This window comes from Streptomyces sp. NPDC005408 (genome assembly GCF_040606445.1).
Lineage (GTDB): Bacteria > Actinomycetota > Actinomycetes > Streptomycetales > Streptomycetaceae > Streptomyces.
Map to the genome: position 1 here is coordinate 82,831 of NZ_JBEXEX010000028.1, position 15,719 is coordinate 98,549.

The 15,719-nt window shown below is 70.5% G+C and carries 13 protein-coding genes; 5 read left to right on the top strand and 8 right to left on the bottom strand.

Annotated features, from left to right (window positions below):
• Nucleotides 1-107 precede the first annotated feature (107 nt).
• Complete coding sequence (locus ABZS64_RS24505) at nucleotides 108-1,298, top strand: C40 family peptidase (RefSeq protein WP_355833445.1); 1,191 nt, start codon at nucleotides 108-110, stop codon at nucleotides 1,296-1,298.
• Here the strand turns inward: ABZS64_RS24505 and ABZS64_RS24510 are convergent.
• The 5 genes from ABZS64_RS24510 to ABZS64_RS24530 are packed head-to-tail and all read right to left on the bottom strand — an operon-like array spanning nucleotide 1,247 to nucleotide 6,784.
• Nucleotides 1,247-2,506 (bottom strand): styrene monooxygenase/indole monooxygenase family protein, encoded by a 1,260-nt coding sequence (locus ABZS64_RS24510; protein WP_355833448.1) that lies wholly within the window; start codon nucleotides 2,504-2,506, stop codon nucleotides 1,247-1,249. The two genes, ABZS64_RS24505 and ABZS64_RS24510, sit on opposite strands and share 52 nt — an antisense overlap.
• Before the next feature lie 22 nt (nucleotides 2,507-2,528).
• A complete protein-coding gene (locus ABZS64_RS24515; protein WP_355833451.1) occupies nucleotides 2,529-3,164 on the bottom strand; it encodes an ATP/GTP-binding protein in 636 nt (211 codons plus the stop codon).
• Nucleotides 3,145-3,522, bottom strand: coding sequence for a DUF742 domain-containing protein (locus tag ABZS64_RS24520; protein ID WP_355833488.1), 378 nt, complete (start codon nucleotides 3,520-3,522; stop codon nucleotides 3,145-3,147). The genes ABZS64_RS24515 and ABZS64_RS24520 overlap by 20 nt, the downstream gene beginning before the upstream one ends.
• A 32-nt stretch (nucleotides 3,523-3,554) precedes the next feature.
• Nucleotides 3,555-4,037, bottom strand: a complete 483-nt coding sequence (locus tag ABZS64_RS24525) for a roadblock/LC7 domain-containing protein (protein ID WP_355833454.1) — start codon at nucleotides 4,035-4,037, stop codon at nucleotides 3,555-3,557.
• Entirely contained in the window at nucleotides 4,034-6,784 is a 2,751-nt protein-coding gene (locus ABZS64_RS24530; RefSeq protein ID WP_355833491.1) for a nitrate- and nitrite sensing domain-containing protein, read from the bottom strand. Before ABZS64_RS24530 ends, ABZS64_RS24525 begins: the two co-directional genes overlap by 4 nt.
• Nucleotides 6,785-7,220: 436 nt before the next feature.
• On the opposite strand from ABZS64_RS24530, the gene ABZS64_RS24535 reads away from it, so the two are divergent.
• Complete coding sequence (locus ABZS64_RS24535) at nucleotides 7,221-8,009, top strand: hypothetical protein (protein WP_355833457.1); 789 nt, start codon at nucleotides 7,221-7,223, stop codon at nucleotides 8,007-8,009.
• Nucleotides 8,010-8,053: 44 nt separating this feature from the next.
• Here ABZS64_RS24535 and ABZS64_RS24540 read toward each other — a convergent pair whose 3' ends face one another.
• Nucleotides 8,054-8,536 carry a MarR family transcriptional regulator gene (locus ABZS64_RS24540; RefSeq protein ID WP_355833460.1) on the bottom strand — a complete coding sequence of 161 codons (483 nt, stop codon included), beginning with the start codon at nucleotides 8,534-8,536 and terminating at the stop codon, nucleotides 8,054-8,056.
• A gap of 231 nt (nucleotides 8,537-8,767) precedes the next feature.
• Here ABZS64_RS24540 and ABZS64_RS24545 point away from each other — a divergent pair, with 231 nt between their 5' ends.
• Nucleotides 8,768-9,592 carry a lysozyme gene (locus tag ABZS64_RS24545; RefSeq protein ID WP_355833462.1) on the top strand — a complete coding sequence of 275 codons (825 nt, stop codon included), beginning with the start codon at nucleotides 8,768-8,770 and terminating at the stop codon, nucleotides 9,590-9,592.
• A gap of 228 nt (nucleotides 9,593-9,820) precedes the next feature.
• On the opposite strand, the gene ABZS64_RS24550 is transcribed toward ABZS64_RS24545, so the two are convergent.
• Nucleotides 9,821-10,621, bottom strand: a complete 801-nt coding sequence (locus ABZS64_RS24550) for a pentapeptide repeat-containing protein (protein WP_355833464.1) — start codon at nucleotides 10,619-10,621, stop codon at nucleotides 9,821-9,823.
• Nucleotides 10,622-10,690: 69 nt separating this feature from the next.
• Nucleotides 10,691-13,531 (bottom strand): M4 family metallopeptidase, encoded by a 2,841-nt coding sequence (locus ABZS64_RS24555; protein ID WP_355833468.1) that lies wholly within the window; start codon nucleotides 13,529-13,531, stop codon nucleotides 10,691-10,693.
• Nucleotides 13,532-13,681: 150 nt separating this feature from the next.
• Here ABZS64_RS24555 and ABZS64_RS24560 point away from each other — a divergent pair, with 150 nt between their 5' ends.
• Both ABZS64_RS24560 and ABZS64_RS24565 read left to right on the top strand, forming a co-directional pair.
• Nucleotides 13,682-14,698, top strand: a complete 1,017-nt coding sequence (locus tag ABZS64_RS24560) for a helix-turn-helix domain-containing protein (RefSeq protein ID WP_355833471.1) — start codon at nucleotides 13,682-13,684, stop codon at nucleotides 14,696-14,698.
• A 26-nt stretch (nucleotides 14,699-14,724) separates the two neighbouring features.
• Nucleotides 14,725-15,540, top strand: coding sequence for a trypsin-like serine protease (locus ABZS64_RS24565; RefSeq protein WP_355833476.1), 816 nt, complete (start codon nucleotides 14,725-14,727; stop codon nucleotides 15,538-15,540).
• Nucleotides 15,541-15,719 lie beyond the last annotated feature (179 nt).

The following is a 15,719-nucleotide window of genomic DNA, read 5'->3' on the forward strand; positions in this document are numbered from 1 at the left end:
GGGTGACCGCGTTGCGCTGAATCGACCACCCGCCGGGCGCTTTCGGTTGTGCCCTCGCAGGCTCGGCTGTGGGGCGGACGGCCCACCCCGCAGCCGGAGGTGACGAGATGTCAGGCAGCGTGCTCCGATCCGTCTGTACGGCGGCGCTGGTGGCCGCGACCGCGCTCGCGGCGGTGCCCGCGGCGGCCGAACCCGTCGCCGACCCGGTCACCGAGCCCGTTGTCCAGCCCGCCGATCAGACGACGGCGAAGCTCACCCGCATGCTGACGCAGCTTCAGACCCTGTACCGGCAGGCGGAGGAGGCCGGGGAGACGTACAACGCGACGGAGGAGGAACTCACGAAGCAGCGGGCCGAGACGGCGCGGCTCAGCGGTGAACTCGCTACGGCACGCGACGCCGTCGCCGCGAGCCACGGCGAAGCCGGCCGGCTGGCGCGGCTCCAGTACCAGGGCCGGTCCGAGCTCTCGTCGTATCTTGAGCTCCTCCTCGCCCGCAACCCGCGCCAGGCCCTGGACCAGGACCATCTGATCGAGCGCGCGGCCAGTGAGCGGCTGGCGACGACGACCAGGCTCGAGGCGGGCGCGCGGCGGGCGGCCGGGCTGGAGACCGCGTCCCGCAAGGCCCTCGACAAGGAGCAGACCCTCGCGGCGCGGCAGAAGAAGGCGAGCGACGCCGCGGCGTCGAAGCTGAAGGCCGTCGAGGCGATGCTCGCCTCGCTCTCCCCCGAGCAGCTCGCCGGGCTGACCGCACTTGAGCAGTCAGGCACCGACAAGGCCCAGGAGAAGCTCATCGCGTCGGGCGCGCTCGCGGCCGACCGCACGCCCACCGAGGAAGGCGAACAGGCGCTTCAGTACGCGGTCGGGCAGATCGGCAAACCGTATCTCTGGGGCGCCGAGGGACCGGAGTCGTACGACTGCTCGGGGCTGACGTCCCAGGCCTGGGCGAAGGCGGGTCTCGAGATCCCGCGGACCAGCCAGGAGCAGTGGCAGGAACTCCCCAAGGTCCCGCTGCGCTCGCTGCGCCCGGGAGATCTGGTCGTCTACTTCCCCGAGGCCACCCATGTGGCGATCTATCTGGGCGGCGGCATGGTGGTCCAGGCCCCGCGCCCCGGCGCCACCGTCAAGGTCTCCCCCATCGCGGCGAATCCGCTGCTCGGCGCGGTACGCCCGGACCCGGACGGCAGCCCGCTGAGTTCGTACACCCCGCCGCAGCTCCCGGACGGAGCCACGGCGGGACCGGACACCGGCTACTCGGAGGCGGAACCGCCTGCCGACGCCCCGGCGACCGAGGCCAGATAGGCGGCAGTCTTCTCCGGCTCGAAGAAGAAGTTCTCGAAGTCGGCCGGATCGTTGAAGCCGTTCGCGAACCGGTTGGCGACCGGCTGCAGCTGGCCCGCCGCGCCGATCAGGTTGAGTACGTGCTCCGGCGGGACGCCGAGCATGGCGTTCGTCCACTTGGTGACGTGCTGCGCGGTGTCCCAGTAGCGGTCGAACGTGGACTGCATCCACTCCTCGTCGAAGGGCTTGTCGCCGTGCCCGGTGATCGAGGCGAGATACGAAGCGGCGCACTTGGACGCCGAGTTGGAGCCCTGCCCGGTGATCGGGTCGTTGGCCACGACGACGTCGGCGACACCGAGGACCAGGCCGCCGCCGGGGAGCCGGCCGACCGGCTTGCGGACGGTGGGGGCGTAGCGGCCCGCGAGGGTGCCACCCTCGTCGGTCAGCTCGACCTTGGTGGCGCGCGCGTACTCCCAGGGCGTGAACTTCTCCATGAGTTCAAGCGTCAGGGAGAGATGCTCGGCGGGGTCCTTGACGTCCTGGAAGGCATCGAGCGGGCCGCCCGGGATGCCTTCCCAGAAGAGGATGTCGGCGCGTCCGGTGGTGGTGAAGGTCGGCATCACGAAGAGCTCGCCGACACCGGGGACGAGGTTGCAGCGGACCGCGTCGTACTCGGGGTGCTCGGGGCGGGGGCCGAGGCCGTGCACGTAGGAGACGGCGAGCGCGCGCTGCGGGGCGTCGTACGGGGAGCGGGAGGCGTCCCGGCCGAACATCGAGACCAGTTCGCCCTTGCCCGCCGAGACCAGCACCAGGTCGTAGGTACGGGAGAAGTAGTCCAGGTCGGACACGGCAGCGCCATGGATGACGAGCTGGCCGCCGCGCTGGGCGAAGGTCTCCAGCCAGCCGGCCATCTTCACGCGCTGGTCGACGGACTGGGCGTAGCCGTCGAGCCTGCCGACCCAGTCGACGGCGCGCGAGGCGTCGGGGGCGGCGACGGAGACGCCGAGTCCCTCGATGCGCGGGGCCTGGGACTCCCAGAAGTTGATGCCGAGATCCCGCTCGTGCTGGAGCGCGGTGTCGAACATGCACTGCGTGGACATGACCCGGCCGGACCGGATCTCGTCCGCCGTCCGGTTGGACATCAGGGTGACGTCATAGCCCTGGGACTGGAGGCCGAGCGCGATCTGGAGACCGGACTGGCCGGCTCCGACGATGAGTATCTTCCGCATGGCGGGGTTCTCCGTTGTGTAGCTAGTCGGGAGTTGCTTCGAGGGCGTGGGCGACGAGCGCGAGCAGGGACTCGACCACGGTGATCCGGCTGCGCGCGTCCATGATCACTACGGGCACGTGGGGCGGCACCGTGAGGGCCTCCCGCACGTCTTCGGCCTCGAACAGCTCCGTACCCTCGAAGTGGTTGACGGCGACGATGTACGGCAGCCCGCTGCTCTCGAAGTAGTCGAGCGCCGGGAAGCAGTCCGGCAGCCTGCGGGTGTCGGCCAGCACGACCGCGCCGATCGCGCCGCGCACCAGGTCGTCCCACATGAACCAGAAGCGCTGCTGTCCCGGCGTACCGAACACGTACAGCACCAGATCGTCGTCGAGCGTGATCCGGCCGAAGTCCATGGCAACGGTGGTGGTGAGCTTGTCGGGCGTCGCGGTGAGATCGTCGCTCTCCTCGCTCGCCTGCGTCATCAGCGCCTCGGTCTTGAGCGGGGTTATCTCGGAGACCGATCCGACGAAAGTCGTCTTGCCCACGCCGAAGCCGCCCGCGACGACGATCTTGGTCGCGGTGGGGGCCCGGGTGTGGTCCAACTGCCAGGCCTGCAGTTCCTCTTCGGGCTGCGGGTGAGTCGGGGCGAGGAGCGTGTCAGAGGCGGCGGAGTCCACTCAGCACCCTTTCGAGCAGCGCGCGGTCGGGCTGGCCGGAGCCGTGCCCGGTCCCGTACACGCGGATCTTTCCCTGGTCGGCCAGGTCGCTGAGCAGCACCCGGACGACACCCAGCGGCATCTTCAGCAGCGCCGATATCTCGGCGACGGTACGCATACGGCGGCACAGCTCGACGATCGCCCGCAGCTCGGGCATCACGCGCGAGGAGAGATCGCCGTTCGGCAGTTCCCTGCGCTCGGCCGGTGCTTCGAGCGCGGCCACGAAGGTCTCGACCAGCAGCACATGACCGAAGCGGGTGCGACCGCCGGTGAGTGAGTAGGGGCGGACCCGGGCGGGGCGGCGGCCCTCGCCGCGCATCGGGAGCCTGCGGGCGGGTTCGGCGGCGGACGTCACTGAGCGCTCTCCATCGATTTGCGCAGCTCGCTGCGGAGTTCGGGGGTGAGGACGTGTCCGGCCCGGCCGACGAAGAGCGCCATGTGGTACGCCACGACGCTCATGTCGCAGTCGGGGGTGGCGTGCACCCCGAGCAGCGAGCCGTCGCTGATCGACATCACGAAGACGCTGCCCTCCTGCATCGCGACCATCGTCTGTTTGACGCCGCCGCCGTCCATCAGCCTGGCGGCGCCGAGGGTGAGGCTGCCGATGCCGGAGACGATGGTGGCGAGGTCGGCGCTGGAGCCCCTGGGGCCCTCCGGGCGCTCGGTGGTGGCCGCTGCGGCGTTCCGGGCGGGGTCGGACGAGAGCAGCAGCAGTCCGTCGGACGAGACGACGGCGACCGAGCGGGCCCCTGGCACCTCCTCCACGAGATTGCTCAGCAACCAGTGCAGATTGCGGGCTTCACTGCTCAGGCCGAATGCCCCGGTCGCAGTCAACTGCGTGCCTCCTCGACTGTGTCCCCCGCTTCTTCTGTTGTTGTACGTACGCCAGTTGCAGGTGTGCCTTCTGTCTGCTGTGTGATTTCCGCCTCGGCATCGCGGCGGCCTTCGTTCGCGCCCTGCTGGAAGCCGCCGAGACGGCGGCGCAGGGCGTCGGCGTCGACGCTGCCGGTGCGGCCGGTGGGCGCGGCGGTGGGCTTGACGACCTTGGGGGTGCGCTTGGGGAGGCCCTTGTCGGTGACGCGGTCCCAGGCGGGCTGCGGGGCATCGGGCTCGACGGCTTCCGGCTCCAGTGCCGCTTCCGGCTCGACGACTTCCGGCTCTGCGGCTTCCGGCTCAGTTGCGGGCTCGGGCTCCACGGCTTCCGGCTCGGGTGCGACTGCCGGCGCTTCCGGTTCCGCTTCCTGTCCCGGATCCGCCTCCGGCCGCACGTCCGGCAGGCGCATGGTGAATGTCGCTTCGTCGACCCTGCCGCCCTCCGGGTCGCCGTCCGCCGTCCGCTCGTGAGCGTCCGGCTCCGCCTCGCGAATCGCCTGCTCGGCCGCCACCACGAGGGGGTCGATACGCCGCGAACTGCCCGGCAGCGCATTGGAGTTGGCCTCGGCCACCGATCCGGGCAGATGCAGCGCCGGCGCGGCTCCGGCCATCTTCACCGTGCGCGACGCACCGGCCGGCGGATCCGTCGGCAGCAGTGCCTGCGACAGGACGACGACCGCGGCGATCCCGCCCTGCTTCTGCTCACGCAGCTGGACCCGTACGCCATGACGCGCCGCCAGCAGCGCGGCCACCCGTAGCCCGAGGCCCTCGCCGTCGCGGCCCGTCCTCGTCTCGTACGCCTCCGGGTCCTCCAGGCGCGCGTTGAGCTCGGCGATCCGCCCGGCGGTCATCCCTATGCCGCTGTCCTGTACGGAGAGCATCACCTCACCGCTCTCCAGCAGCCAGCCCGAGAGTTCGACCTGGGCGTCCGGCGGCGAGAAGGAGGTGGCGTTCTCCAGGAGTTCGGCGACCAGATGGCTGAGGTCGTCGGCCGCGAATCCGGCGACCTGGGCGTGCGGCGGCAGCGACTGGATGACGACACGTTCGTACCGCTCGATCTCACTGACGGCCGCGCGCAGTACGTCGACGAGCGGCACGGGGCCCGGATGCCCGTGGCCGTGCTCGGCGCCCGCGAGGACCAGCAGGTTCTCGCTGTGGCGGCGCATGACGGTCGCCATGTGGTCGAGCTTGAACAGGGTGGAGAGCCGCTCGGGGTCCTGCTCGCGCTCCTCCAGCTTCTCGATGACGCCGAGCTGGCGCTCCACGAGGCCGAGGGTGCGCAGCGAGAGGTTGACGAAGGTGTGCTGGACGGTGTGCCGCAGCCGTTCGAGCTCGGCCGTCAGCTCGTTGGTCTGCGCCTTGAGCTCGGCACGGCCCTCGGCGAGTTCCGCGGCCAGCGTGTCGCGTGCACCGGCCAGGTCGCCGCGGTCGCTGTCGAGGCGTTCGGCCCGCACCCCGAGGTCCCGCAGCTTGCCGTGCAGGGTGTTGAGGGACCGTACGACCTGTGCGAACTCGTCGTTGCGCCCGGTGAAGCGGACCGGCTCCTCCACCTCGGGGGCCGCGGCGAGGCGGGCCGCGCCGATCCGCAGGACGGCGAGCGGGCGGGTGAGCGTGCGCGCGACGGCGGCGGAGACGCCGATGGCGACGATCACCAGGCCGCCGAGAAGCGCGACCCGGATCTCCAGGGAGGTGACGTCGTCGTCGCGCAGCTGCTCGAAGCGCTCGATCTGCTCGGCGGCGAGGGTCGACTCGACGCCGCGCATCTGCTCGATGCGGGCGGTGAGCGAGGATTCGAGCTTCTCGCGGTTGGACTTGCGGTCGGCCTTGGAGAGTTCGGGCTGGTCGGTCAGCCGGGCGAGATAGATGTCGGCGGTCTTGACCTCGGCCCCGGTGACGGTGGCGGCCAGCGAGTCGCGGGCGTCCTTGCCCGCGGCCTGGTCGAAATCGGCGAGCGCGGCGAGTTCACGCACCCGTGCCTGCTGGGCGGCGGCGCTCAGCGCGTTGCGCGTACGGTCCGCGGTGTCGTCGCCCTCGCCCTCGTCCTGCACGGGGAGTCCGGTGATCGGGTCGTAGCTCGGGCTGCTCTTCTTGCTGGGCACGGCCAGCGCGGCCAGCAGCAGCCCGCGGGTCGCGGAGGCCTGCTCGACGGCGAGGCCGAGTTCTGCGGGCGCTCGGGTGCCGGATGCGGCGCGCGGCGGGGTCTTCTCGGCGAGCTCGTCGGCCAGGGCGTGCAGGCTCGCGATGACGGCGGTGTACGCCCGGTGGGCCTCCATCGCCGTGCCCTTACCGGTCAGCGCGGTGCGGCGGACGGAGGGGACGGCGGACAGATCGCGGCGGAGTTCGGCGTGGTCGCCGGAGATACTGCCGCGGATCTCGTCTATCTGCCGGTCGACGCGGGCGCTGCGGCCGGCGGAGACCACCCGCCGGGCGGCCTTGTCGCCCTTCTGGTCCTCGCGGCCCGCCGCGATGTAAGCGCCGACCTCGTCGCGCTCGTCGGCGAGGGAGTGGGCGAGGGTGACGGCCTGGCGGTTGAGCCCGGCGAGGGTGACGAGGCGCTGGGACTCGCTCAGTTCGGCGGAGGTGGCGAGGATGCCGGGAGCGCCTGCGGCGACCACCACGATGCTGACAGCGGCGACGCCGGCGACGAGACGGTTGCGTACGCGCTTGGCGCGACCGCGTTCGGTGGGCTCGGGCGAGGGGTCCTGGATCCGGGACGTGGAGCCGCCCGGAGTCTCAAAGGGTCTGCCGCCGTTGCCCCGAGGCCGCTTCTTCTGCACCGGTGCTCGCAATCTTGCTTGACTCGTCCACCCATGAAGCAGAGATGACGACCGGTCACACGCGAGAGCCCCACCCCTGGTACGGCTTACGACCATTCCAGCGCTTTTGGGAGGGAGGCGCGCATCGGCCGCTCCGCCACCCGAAGGAGTGAACATCACTGAGGAGTTGGCAAACAACTCGCCCCGGCCGCGGATACGGCGACGCGCGGGGCACCGGCTGGATCTTCCGGCCGGGCTTTGGCAGGATGCGCGCCCGCAGCTTCCCCGGCCCGCGCGTCCGCTCCCCCGGAACCCCTTCTGACCTGCCGGTACGGGCCAGTTGCAGTGTCGTGCGGGCATCGTGAAGGAGTCATGCAGACTGGGTGGCATGCGTATCGAACTGGCCACCGCCCCCGGCACCCCCGAGCGACCCAACGAGGACTGGGCATCCGTGGCCCTGCCTGCCTCGGGCCAGGGCGGAACCCTCGTGGTGCTGGACGGCGTGACGCCTCCGGCGGGCGACGACGGATGTGTGCACGGTGTGCCGTGGTTCACCGCCAGGCTCGGTGGTGCCCTGATCGAACTGTCCGGTTCACGGCGGGATATGCCCTTGACCGAGATCCTTTCCGAGGCAATCCGGCGCACCGCGGACTCCCACCGCGACACCTGTGACCTTTCTCACGTGCGTACGCCGCAGGCGACGGTGGTCCTGGTGCGCTGGGGCGGCCCGGCGGAGGCGGTGGAGTATCTGGTGCTCTCCGACTCGACACTGCTGCTGGAATCACCGAACGGGGCGGTCGATCCGGTCCTCGACGACCGGATCGACCGCCTGCCGCGCGAACTGCTGCTCACGCACGCCACGGCGGACGCGCTGCGCAACGCGGAGGGCGGCTTCTTCACGGCGGCGGCGGACCCGGGGGTCGCGGCCCGCGCGGTCACGGGCGCGACGCCCCGGTCCGAGGTACGCGCCGTGGCCGCGCTCACCGACGGGGCGTCGCGCTGGGTCGACATGTTCGGGGAGGGCGACTGGGCCGACTGTCTGGCCCTGCTCCGCAAGGAGGGGCCGCAGGGGCTGATCGACCGGGTCAGGGCGGTGGAGACGTCGGCGCAGGAGCGGGGGGACGCGATCCGCTGGAAGGTCCGCGACGACGCGACGGCGATCCTCGCGGAGCTCTGAGCCTGCCCGGCGCCGGGCGGCACGGCCGCCGGCAGACCCCGGGCTCAGCTTCCGGCGCGTGCGTTCAGCTGGTGCAGCAGCCGCGCGAGTTCCGCGATCTCTCCCCGGTCCCAGCCCGCCAGCTTGCTCACGTACCGATCGCGCCTCGCGTCCCTCACTCGGCGGAAGCGGACCTGACCTTCTTCGGTGAGCCGGACGAGTGAAGCCCGGCCGTCCGCCGGATCCGGTTCGCGGGCCACCAGGCCGAGCTCGTCGAGCGCTCGCAACTGACGGCTCATCGTCGCTTTGCCGACACCGAAGTACGCCGCGAGTTCGGTCGCCCTCTGCTGTCCGGCCTCCTCGAGCCTGACCAGCAGACCGTACGCGGCGGGCTCCAACTCGGGATGGACCTCGCGGGCCATCTCTCCGGAGGACGCCCGCGCCCGGCGCAGAAAGACCGCCAACTCCCTTTCCAGGGCGAGGAATTCCTGGTTCACACCACTCCCGCCCTCGGGGTCCGCACCGCTCCCCGTACCGCTTTCGTGCACGTCAGCACCCCTCGCGCGCTTTCCCGATCCTGAAAGTTTCTTTCGGCGGTTCCCGTCGCCGCAGCTCGGCCAGTATTTCGCAGGCGTAGACCAACGGCAGCCCCCTGCCCCCTTCCCCCGCCCGGTTCTACGTGCGTAGCTTCATAGCTGGCATGTCCACACCATATTGGTCCGCCACGACATGTCGACACATCGCCAGATCCCCCCCACCGAGGTCTTCGGAGGCACGCTATGCCCGTGCACAGATCCCGAACGACCGGCCGGTCGCATCTCGCGGCAGCCGGCACTCTCCTCGCAGTCCTGTCCCTTCTCCTCACGCTTCCCGGCGCGGCCAGCGCCGAAGACGGACCATCGCGCGGCGCGGCCTACCTGGGCATTGGCGTCGTCGCCCACGACGGCCAGGGAGAACTCCCGCGTGACACCCGGACCGTCCAGGCGGAAGGCGTCGACGTCTCCAGCCACCAGGGCAATGTCGACTGGCCCGCACTGTGGAGCAGCGGTGTGAAGTGGGCCTACGTCAAGGCCACCGAGGGCACCTACTACAAGAACCCGTACTTCGGGCAGCAGTACACCGGCTCGTACAACATCGGAATGATCCGCGGCTCGTACCACTTCGCCACCCCCGACACCGCCACCGGCACCGCTCAGGCCGACTACTTCGTGAACAACGGCGGCGGCTGGTCCCACGACGGCAAGACGCTGCCGGGCGCGCTGGACATCGAGTGGAATCCGTACGGCGACGCCTGCTTCGACAAGACGCAGTCCGCGATGGTCACCTGGATCCGCGACTTCCTCAACCGGTACAAGGCCCGCACCGGGCGTAACGCGGTGATCTACACCGCACTCACGTGGTGGACCCAGTGCACCGGAAACTACGGCGGCTTCGGCGCGAGCAACCCGCTGTGGATCGCCCGCTACAACACCACGCCGGGCACCCTCCCGGCAGGCTGGGCGTACCAGACGATGTGGCAGTACACCTCGTCAGGACCGCTCGTCGGCGACCACGACAAGTTCAACGGCGCGCTCGACCGCGTGGTGGCTCTCGCCAACGGCTAGGGCCTGTCGTTCGGATCTTGCCGGGCTCGCGTGCCCTGGCACGCACGCTCGCCGCGTTGTCGTCAGTCGCCGACACTCCGCGTGAGCTCCCTCCTCCGCCTTGCGATCGCACGCACCAGACCCCGCTCACTGATCCGGCCTGATACAAACGACAGGCCCTAGCCCGACCTCTCCAACCGCTGAGCAGAGCTTCGAGGCCCGTCCTGCGCCCGCGTCACGACCAGTGGGTCACGACCAGTGCGCAGGGCGGGTCAGCGCCGGCGGCAGCTTCGTCGCCGCGTCGCCCTTCGCCGCGTTGAGCTGCGGCTGGGTGAGGAAGAAGCTCCCCGTCAGATCCGCGCCCGCGAGTTCCGCGTCCCGCAGATCCGCCCCGATGAGGTCGGCGAGACGCAGATCTGCGCCCGTGAGATCGGCGGCGATGAGATACGCGCCCCGCAGATTGGCGCCCCTGAGATCGGCGCCCGCCAGCCTCGCCCCGATCAGGTCGGCCCCTCTGCGGTCCTTCTTCTTGCGTCCGGCCTCGGCCCGCACCAGTTCGCTCGTACGGAGCAGCAGCACGTTCACCTCCTGCCGGTGCGCCGCCACATCCAGCTTCTCCAGGGCCTCGGGGGCAAGACCGGTGAGGCGCTCGGTCTCTGTCAGCAGCAGCCGGATCTCACCGTGCACCGAGCGGGCCGGCCGCAGCTTCAGCGCCTCGGTGAGATACCAGAGCAGCTCGTGCAGCTGCCGTACGACGGGGAACACCGCGAACATCTGCTGCGCGGTGTCCGGGGCATGGCGCCAGTCCCTGCCGCCGAAGGTGATCTGGGAGACCTGCTGCCCGGCGCCGAAGCAGTCGTAGACCGTGCAGCCGGGAAAGCCGCTCTGCCGCAGCTCGGTGTGGATGCCGCAGCGGAAGTCCGTACGCAGATTGGGGCACGGCTTTCCGGCGTCCTTGTTGATCGCGAAGTCCGCCGACCGGGCGAACGGCAGGGCGACACAGCACAGCCCGAAGCAGCTCCCGCAGTCGGCCTGCAGGGGGTTTTCCATGGGTCCATTGTGAACGAACGCGAAGGACCCCCGGCGCCCGGGCGCCGGGGGTCCGTCTTTCACCAGGGCCTAGCCGCACAGGCCCGCGGGACGTTCGCGGGTGACCAGGTCGGTCCAGCCCGTCGTGCCGTCGATCCAGATCACCTGGCGGCCGGTGCCCGCGGCCGGGGAGATCTGTTCGCCGCGGTTGCAGGAGACCCGCTCCTGGCGCGAGCCGTCCGTGGTCAGCTGCCACAGCTTCGGCAGTGACTCGTTGCGGAACACCGTGTCGGGCAGTGCGCTGTTCACGGTGACCGCCGTGTCCGATGCGGTGAGGTCGAACGGCGACAGCGCCTTCGGGCCGGCCTCGGCGCTGATGTCCACCGTGCCCTTGCCGTCCAGGCCCGAGCGGCGGACCGCCATCTGGCCCTCGTCGTTCAGGTTCTCGTCCACCAGCCAGAAGGCGTGCTTGGCGTTGATTCCGGTCTGGCCGAGGATCTGCGGCTCGCCGAGCTGCTGGGCGAGGGCGGCCTTGCCGGTCTTGAGGTCGAGGACCTCGACGCCCAGCTTGTACTCCTCCGGGGTCGGATACAGCTTGGCGTAGGCGAGCTTGCCGTTCTTGATCGCCGGGAGGGCGGTCAGGATGTCGAAGCCGCCGCCGTCGACGAAGGTGGGCTCACGGTCGGCGGGGCGCAGATAGCCGACGTGCCGGTCGCCGAAGATGCCGAAGCTCTCGAAGACGACGACGCCGTTCTCCACCCGCAGTCCGCCGATGTCGGTGAACGAGGTGTACAGCTTCTTGATCGGGCCGCCCGCGAGGGGACGGGAGAGGATGTCGAGGCTTGTCGTGCCGTACGCCGCCCAGACGACCGTCTTGCCGTCGGTCGCCGGATAGACGTGGTAGCGGCCGTCGTTGGGGCTGATCAGCTTCGGGGCGCCCTTGCCGTCCGTACGGCCCGCGTACACGGAGTACGGCTCCGAGCCGTCGTCGTTGGACTGCGAGACGGTCCACCAGCCGCCACCCGCCTGGGCGCCGGTGCCCGCGGTGTTGACCTTGCCGAGCAGCTGGTCGGAGTCGACGCCGAGCGCGTCCTCCCAGCCCGGGACGATGCCGTGGGCGCTGAAGGAGCGCTTGGCCGCGGTGAGCTGCTTCGCGCTGACACCGAGGTCCTTGGCGGCGGCGAGCACCGCGTTGCGGCCGTCGGTGAAGCCGTCGAGCGGTGTCATGTACTCGGACAGCGCCTTGTACACGATGCGGTCGGCGAGCTTGCCGCCCACGTCCTGGCGCAGGTCCCACAGCGCGCCGGAGAAGATGGTGGAGTTGAGGTGCACCCCGCCGTTGTCGGTGCCGAAGGCGACGCCGAGGAAGTTCTTCGAGGTGGTCGCGCCGTCGTTGAGGTCGCGGAAGGCGCAGGCGCGCGGCTTCGTCGTACGGCAGAGGTCCTCGCCGATGAGACCGGAGTCCGGGTCGTCCATGGAGATACCGGATGCGCCGGTGTCGATCGCGTTGCCGAAGTAGTCGGCGAGCGCCTCGTTCATCGCGCCGGACTGGCCCGCGTAGACGAGGTTGGCGGTGTTCTCGACGACGCCGTGCGTCATCTCGTGGCCCACCACGTCGAGGTCGGCGGAGAGCGGCTTGTACTCCTCGTCGCCGCTTCCGTAGACCATCTTCTGGCCGTCCCAGAAGGCGTTGACGTACGGCGAGCCGAACTCGGTGACGCCGACGAGGGAGTTGATGGTCATGCCGCGGCCGTCGAGGCTGTCGCGGCCGTGGTTCTTCTTGTAGTAGTCGTAGACCTTCCCGCCGGCCCAGTGCGCGTCGACCGCGCCGGACTCGGTGGCGTCCTTGCCGAAGTCCTTCTCCGGGTGGCTGAACTCCTTCAGCCCGCTCGGCCAGGTTCCGGCCACCTCGCTCACGTCGCGGTCGCGTGCGTCCCAGGTGGTGAGGGTGTTCTTGGTGGAGCCCGCCATCCGCGTGGAGTCGATCATCAGGTACTTGGCCGCGGCCGTGTCGAGCTGGAGGTCCAGGTCGACCTTGGCCTTGTCGAGCTTGACGCCGCTGCCCTTGATTCCCGCGGCCGGGTCGGCCTCGGCCGAACGCGCGCCTGCCGGGGCCGCCTTCGCGGTGGCGCCGGACGCGGCGGTCCGCTTCGCGGTCAGCGTCTTGATGCCGCTGAACTGCAGCACGGGGTAGCCGGCGCGGGCGTCGATGTAGACCTGCTGGAGCACCGGTTCGCCGGTGGTGGGGTTCGTGCCGCGTACGGTCACCTGGTGGGCGAGGATGCCCTCGCCGCGCGGGATCACCACAAGGCCGCCCGCGGTGCCGGTGAGGGCGGCCGCCTTCGCGGACTTGGCGCCCTTGCCGCGCGGGGCGTCGGCCTTGCTGAGCGTCTTGCCGCCGAGGCGTGCGGCGGTCGCGGCGATCGCCCGGCGTACCGCGGTGTCCTTCGTGACGCTCGCCTCGGTGCCCGTCTTCAGGCCGGTGAAGTACTTGCCGGAGGTGCCGGTGACGACGCGTTTGCCGTCCTTGGTCTCCATCCGTACGACGTACTGGCCGCCGAACACCGGGATGCCGTGGTGCTTCTGCTGAAGCCGGACGGTCTCTTCCGCGCCATTTTTGACGGTCCCCATCGGCGCGAGGTCGCGCCGTGCGTCGGCGATCTTGTAGCGGCTCTCCTTGGCGGCGAGATGGCCGCGGGCCGCGTCCGCCGGGCTTGCCTTGGCGTCCGCCGCATCCCTGATGCCGTCGACGAGCGACGGGGTGGCCGTCTCGGCCCCAGGTAGGACATCGGCGGGCGGTGCGGTGGCCGGCGGGGCGACCGCCTGGGCCGGTACCGCCGTCAGCAGCAGCCCGGCCGCGCCGAGCAGTGCCGCGAGACCGGTCCCCCTGGAAATACCCGATCTCTGTGTGCTTGTCCTGGCCTTGCGCACAGTACGTACCCCTCCCACGTGCTGGTCAAGCCGTAAAGGTGGTCATGGCCATGCAACCTGCGAGGCGCCAACCGATCAATGTGGTCGGCAGGTTGACAAGTGGACACGCACACTTGTGTGGCCCGTGAAGAGGGAGTGAGAATCCGACGCATGAGCGAGGGGGAACTGCACACCCTCGGCCTGGGGGAGGCCGAGGAACGCACCTACGAGGCACTCGTCAAGGAACGGGCCACCGGGGCCGAGGAGTTGGCGCGCCTGCTGGGCCTGCCACGCGACCGCCTCGACCTGGCGCTCGGCCACCTGGTCGAGCACGGCCTCGCGCTGCCGGCGGACGGCGACGCGCTGCCGCATCCGGCCGCGCCCGCCGCCGCGATCCGCACGCTCATTCACCGCCGTCAGGCCGAACTGCACTTACGGTCGGCCGAGCTGGAGCGATTACGGATGACCGCGGACCAGCTGGCGGGCCGCCTGATGTCGGGGTCGCCCGGCACACCTGAGTGCGGCATCGAGGTGGTGACGGGGCCGCGGGCGATCGGCGAACGGGCGGAGTATCTGCTGGCGACGGCGGAGCGGGAGGTGGCGATCCTGGACCGCCCGCCGTATGTGAAGGGGCCGCACGGGGACGGCAGTTCCCACACACCGCCGCCCCTGGACATCGAGGCCCTCCTGGACCGCGGTGTGGAGGTGCGGACCGTCCTGGACCGGGACGGGCTCTCCTGTCCCGGCCGCATAAGTTCCGTGACCGGCCTGGTCGAACAGGGCCTGCGGGCACGGGTCGCGACCGCGGTGCCCACCAATCTGATCGCCGTGGACCGGCGGATCACCCTGCTTCCGCCGGCCGACGCGGGCGATCCGAGGGCCTCCGCGCTGGTGATCGGCGACACGTTGCTGCGCAACGCGCTGATGCCGCTGTTCGAGACCGTCTGGGAACGGGCCACACCGCTGGGCGGTTCGGGCGGGGCCTGCGACGACACCGCGCTGCCCAGGGCCCAGAAGGAGTTGCTGGGACTGCTCGCCGCGGGCCTCAAGGACGAGGCGATCGCGCGCCGCCTGGGCGTCCATGTGCATACGGCGCGCAGAAGGATCAGCCGTCTGCTGGAGACACTGGGCGCAGAGACCCGCTTCCAGGCCGGTGCACAAGCGACCTTGCGGGGCTGGCTGGACTGACGGCGGTAAACAGGCAAGATGGCCGGATGAAGTGGATCGCTCGTCCGAAGAGGCTGCTGAGGTGGCCCGCTATAGCCCTGCTCGCCGCCACCACGGCGTGCGGCGGTCCGGTCTCGGCCGCGCCCGATGCCGGGGACGGGTCCCCCCTGCCTCCACCACCGGAGCCACAGTCGTCGGCGACTCCGTTCGCGGGTCTGTCGTCCGCCGGGGTGCTGCTCGACAAGGACGGAGAGCACTTCTGCTCCGCAAGCGTCGTGGACAGCCCCAAGGGCAATGTCATCGCCACCGCCGCGCACTGCGTGTTCGAGTACGGCAGCTATATGGAGAACTTCACCTTCGCCCCGAGCTTCAGCGGAGCGGGTGCGGGCAAGGCGCCGTACGGACAGTGGAAGGTCCGCGCCATCCAGGTGGACGCCCGCTGGCGCGCGGACACCGAGGATTCCGACACCGTGGACTACGCCTTTCTGACGCTGGCGCCGGACGCCAAGGGCCGCGATGTCCAAGACGTCGTGGGCGGTACGCCCGTCGACTGGACCGCGGTGCCGGCCCGCCGGGTGACGGTCGTCGGCTACCCCAACCCGGACCACAATCCGGACAACCGCCCCATCTCCTGCACCACCGACACCCAGCCGGACCCTGAGCTTGCCGGGTCCGTACGGATGGACTGCTCCGGTTTCTGGGACGGCACGAGCGGTGGTCCCTGGCTGGCGGGCTACCGGGACCCGAAGCATCCGGGCCGCCTCATCGGAGTGACCAGCGGCGGCGATACGGACAGCGTGTCGACAGCGGTCCGCTTCAACGCGAATGCGCGCAAGCTGTACGACAAGGCCGCCAAGGAGTAGCCGGGCAGCACGGAGCCCCGGGCGGAAGGCTGTTCACCTTCCGCCCGGGGCCAGGTCCTGTCCGGTCGATCAGGCCGGATTATGGAGCGGCCCGCCGCGGAGCGGCTGATGTCACTGCGGTGCGTGCGATCGCAAGGCGGAGGATGGAGCCGACGCGGAGCGTCGGCGACTGACGACAA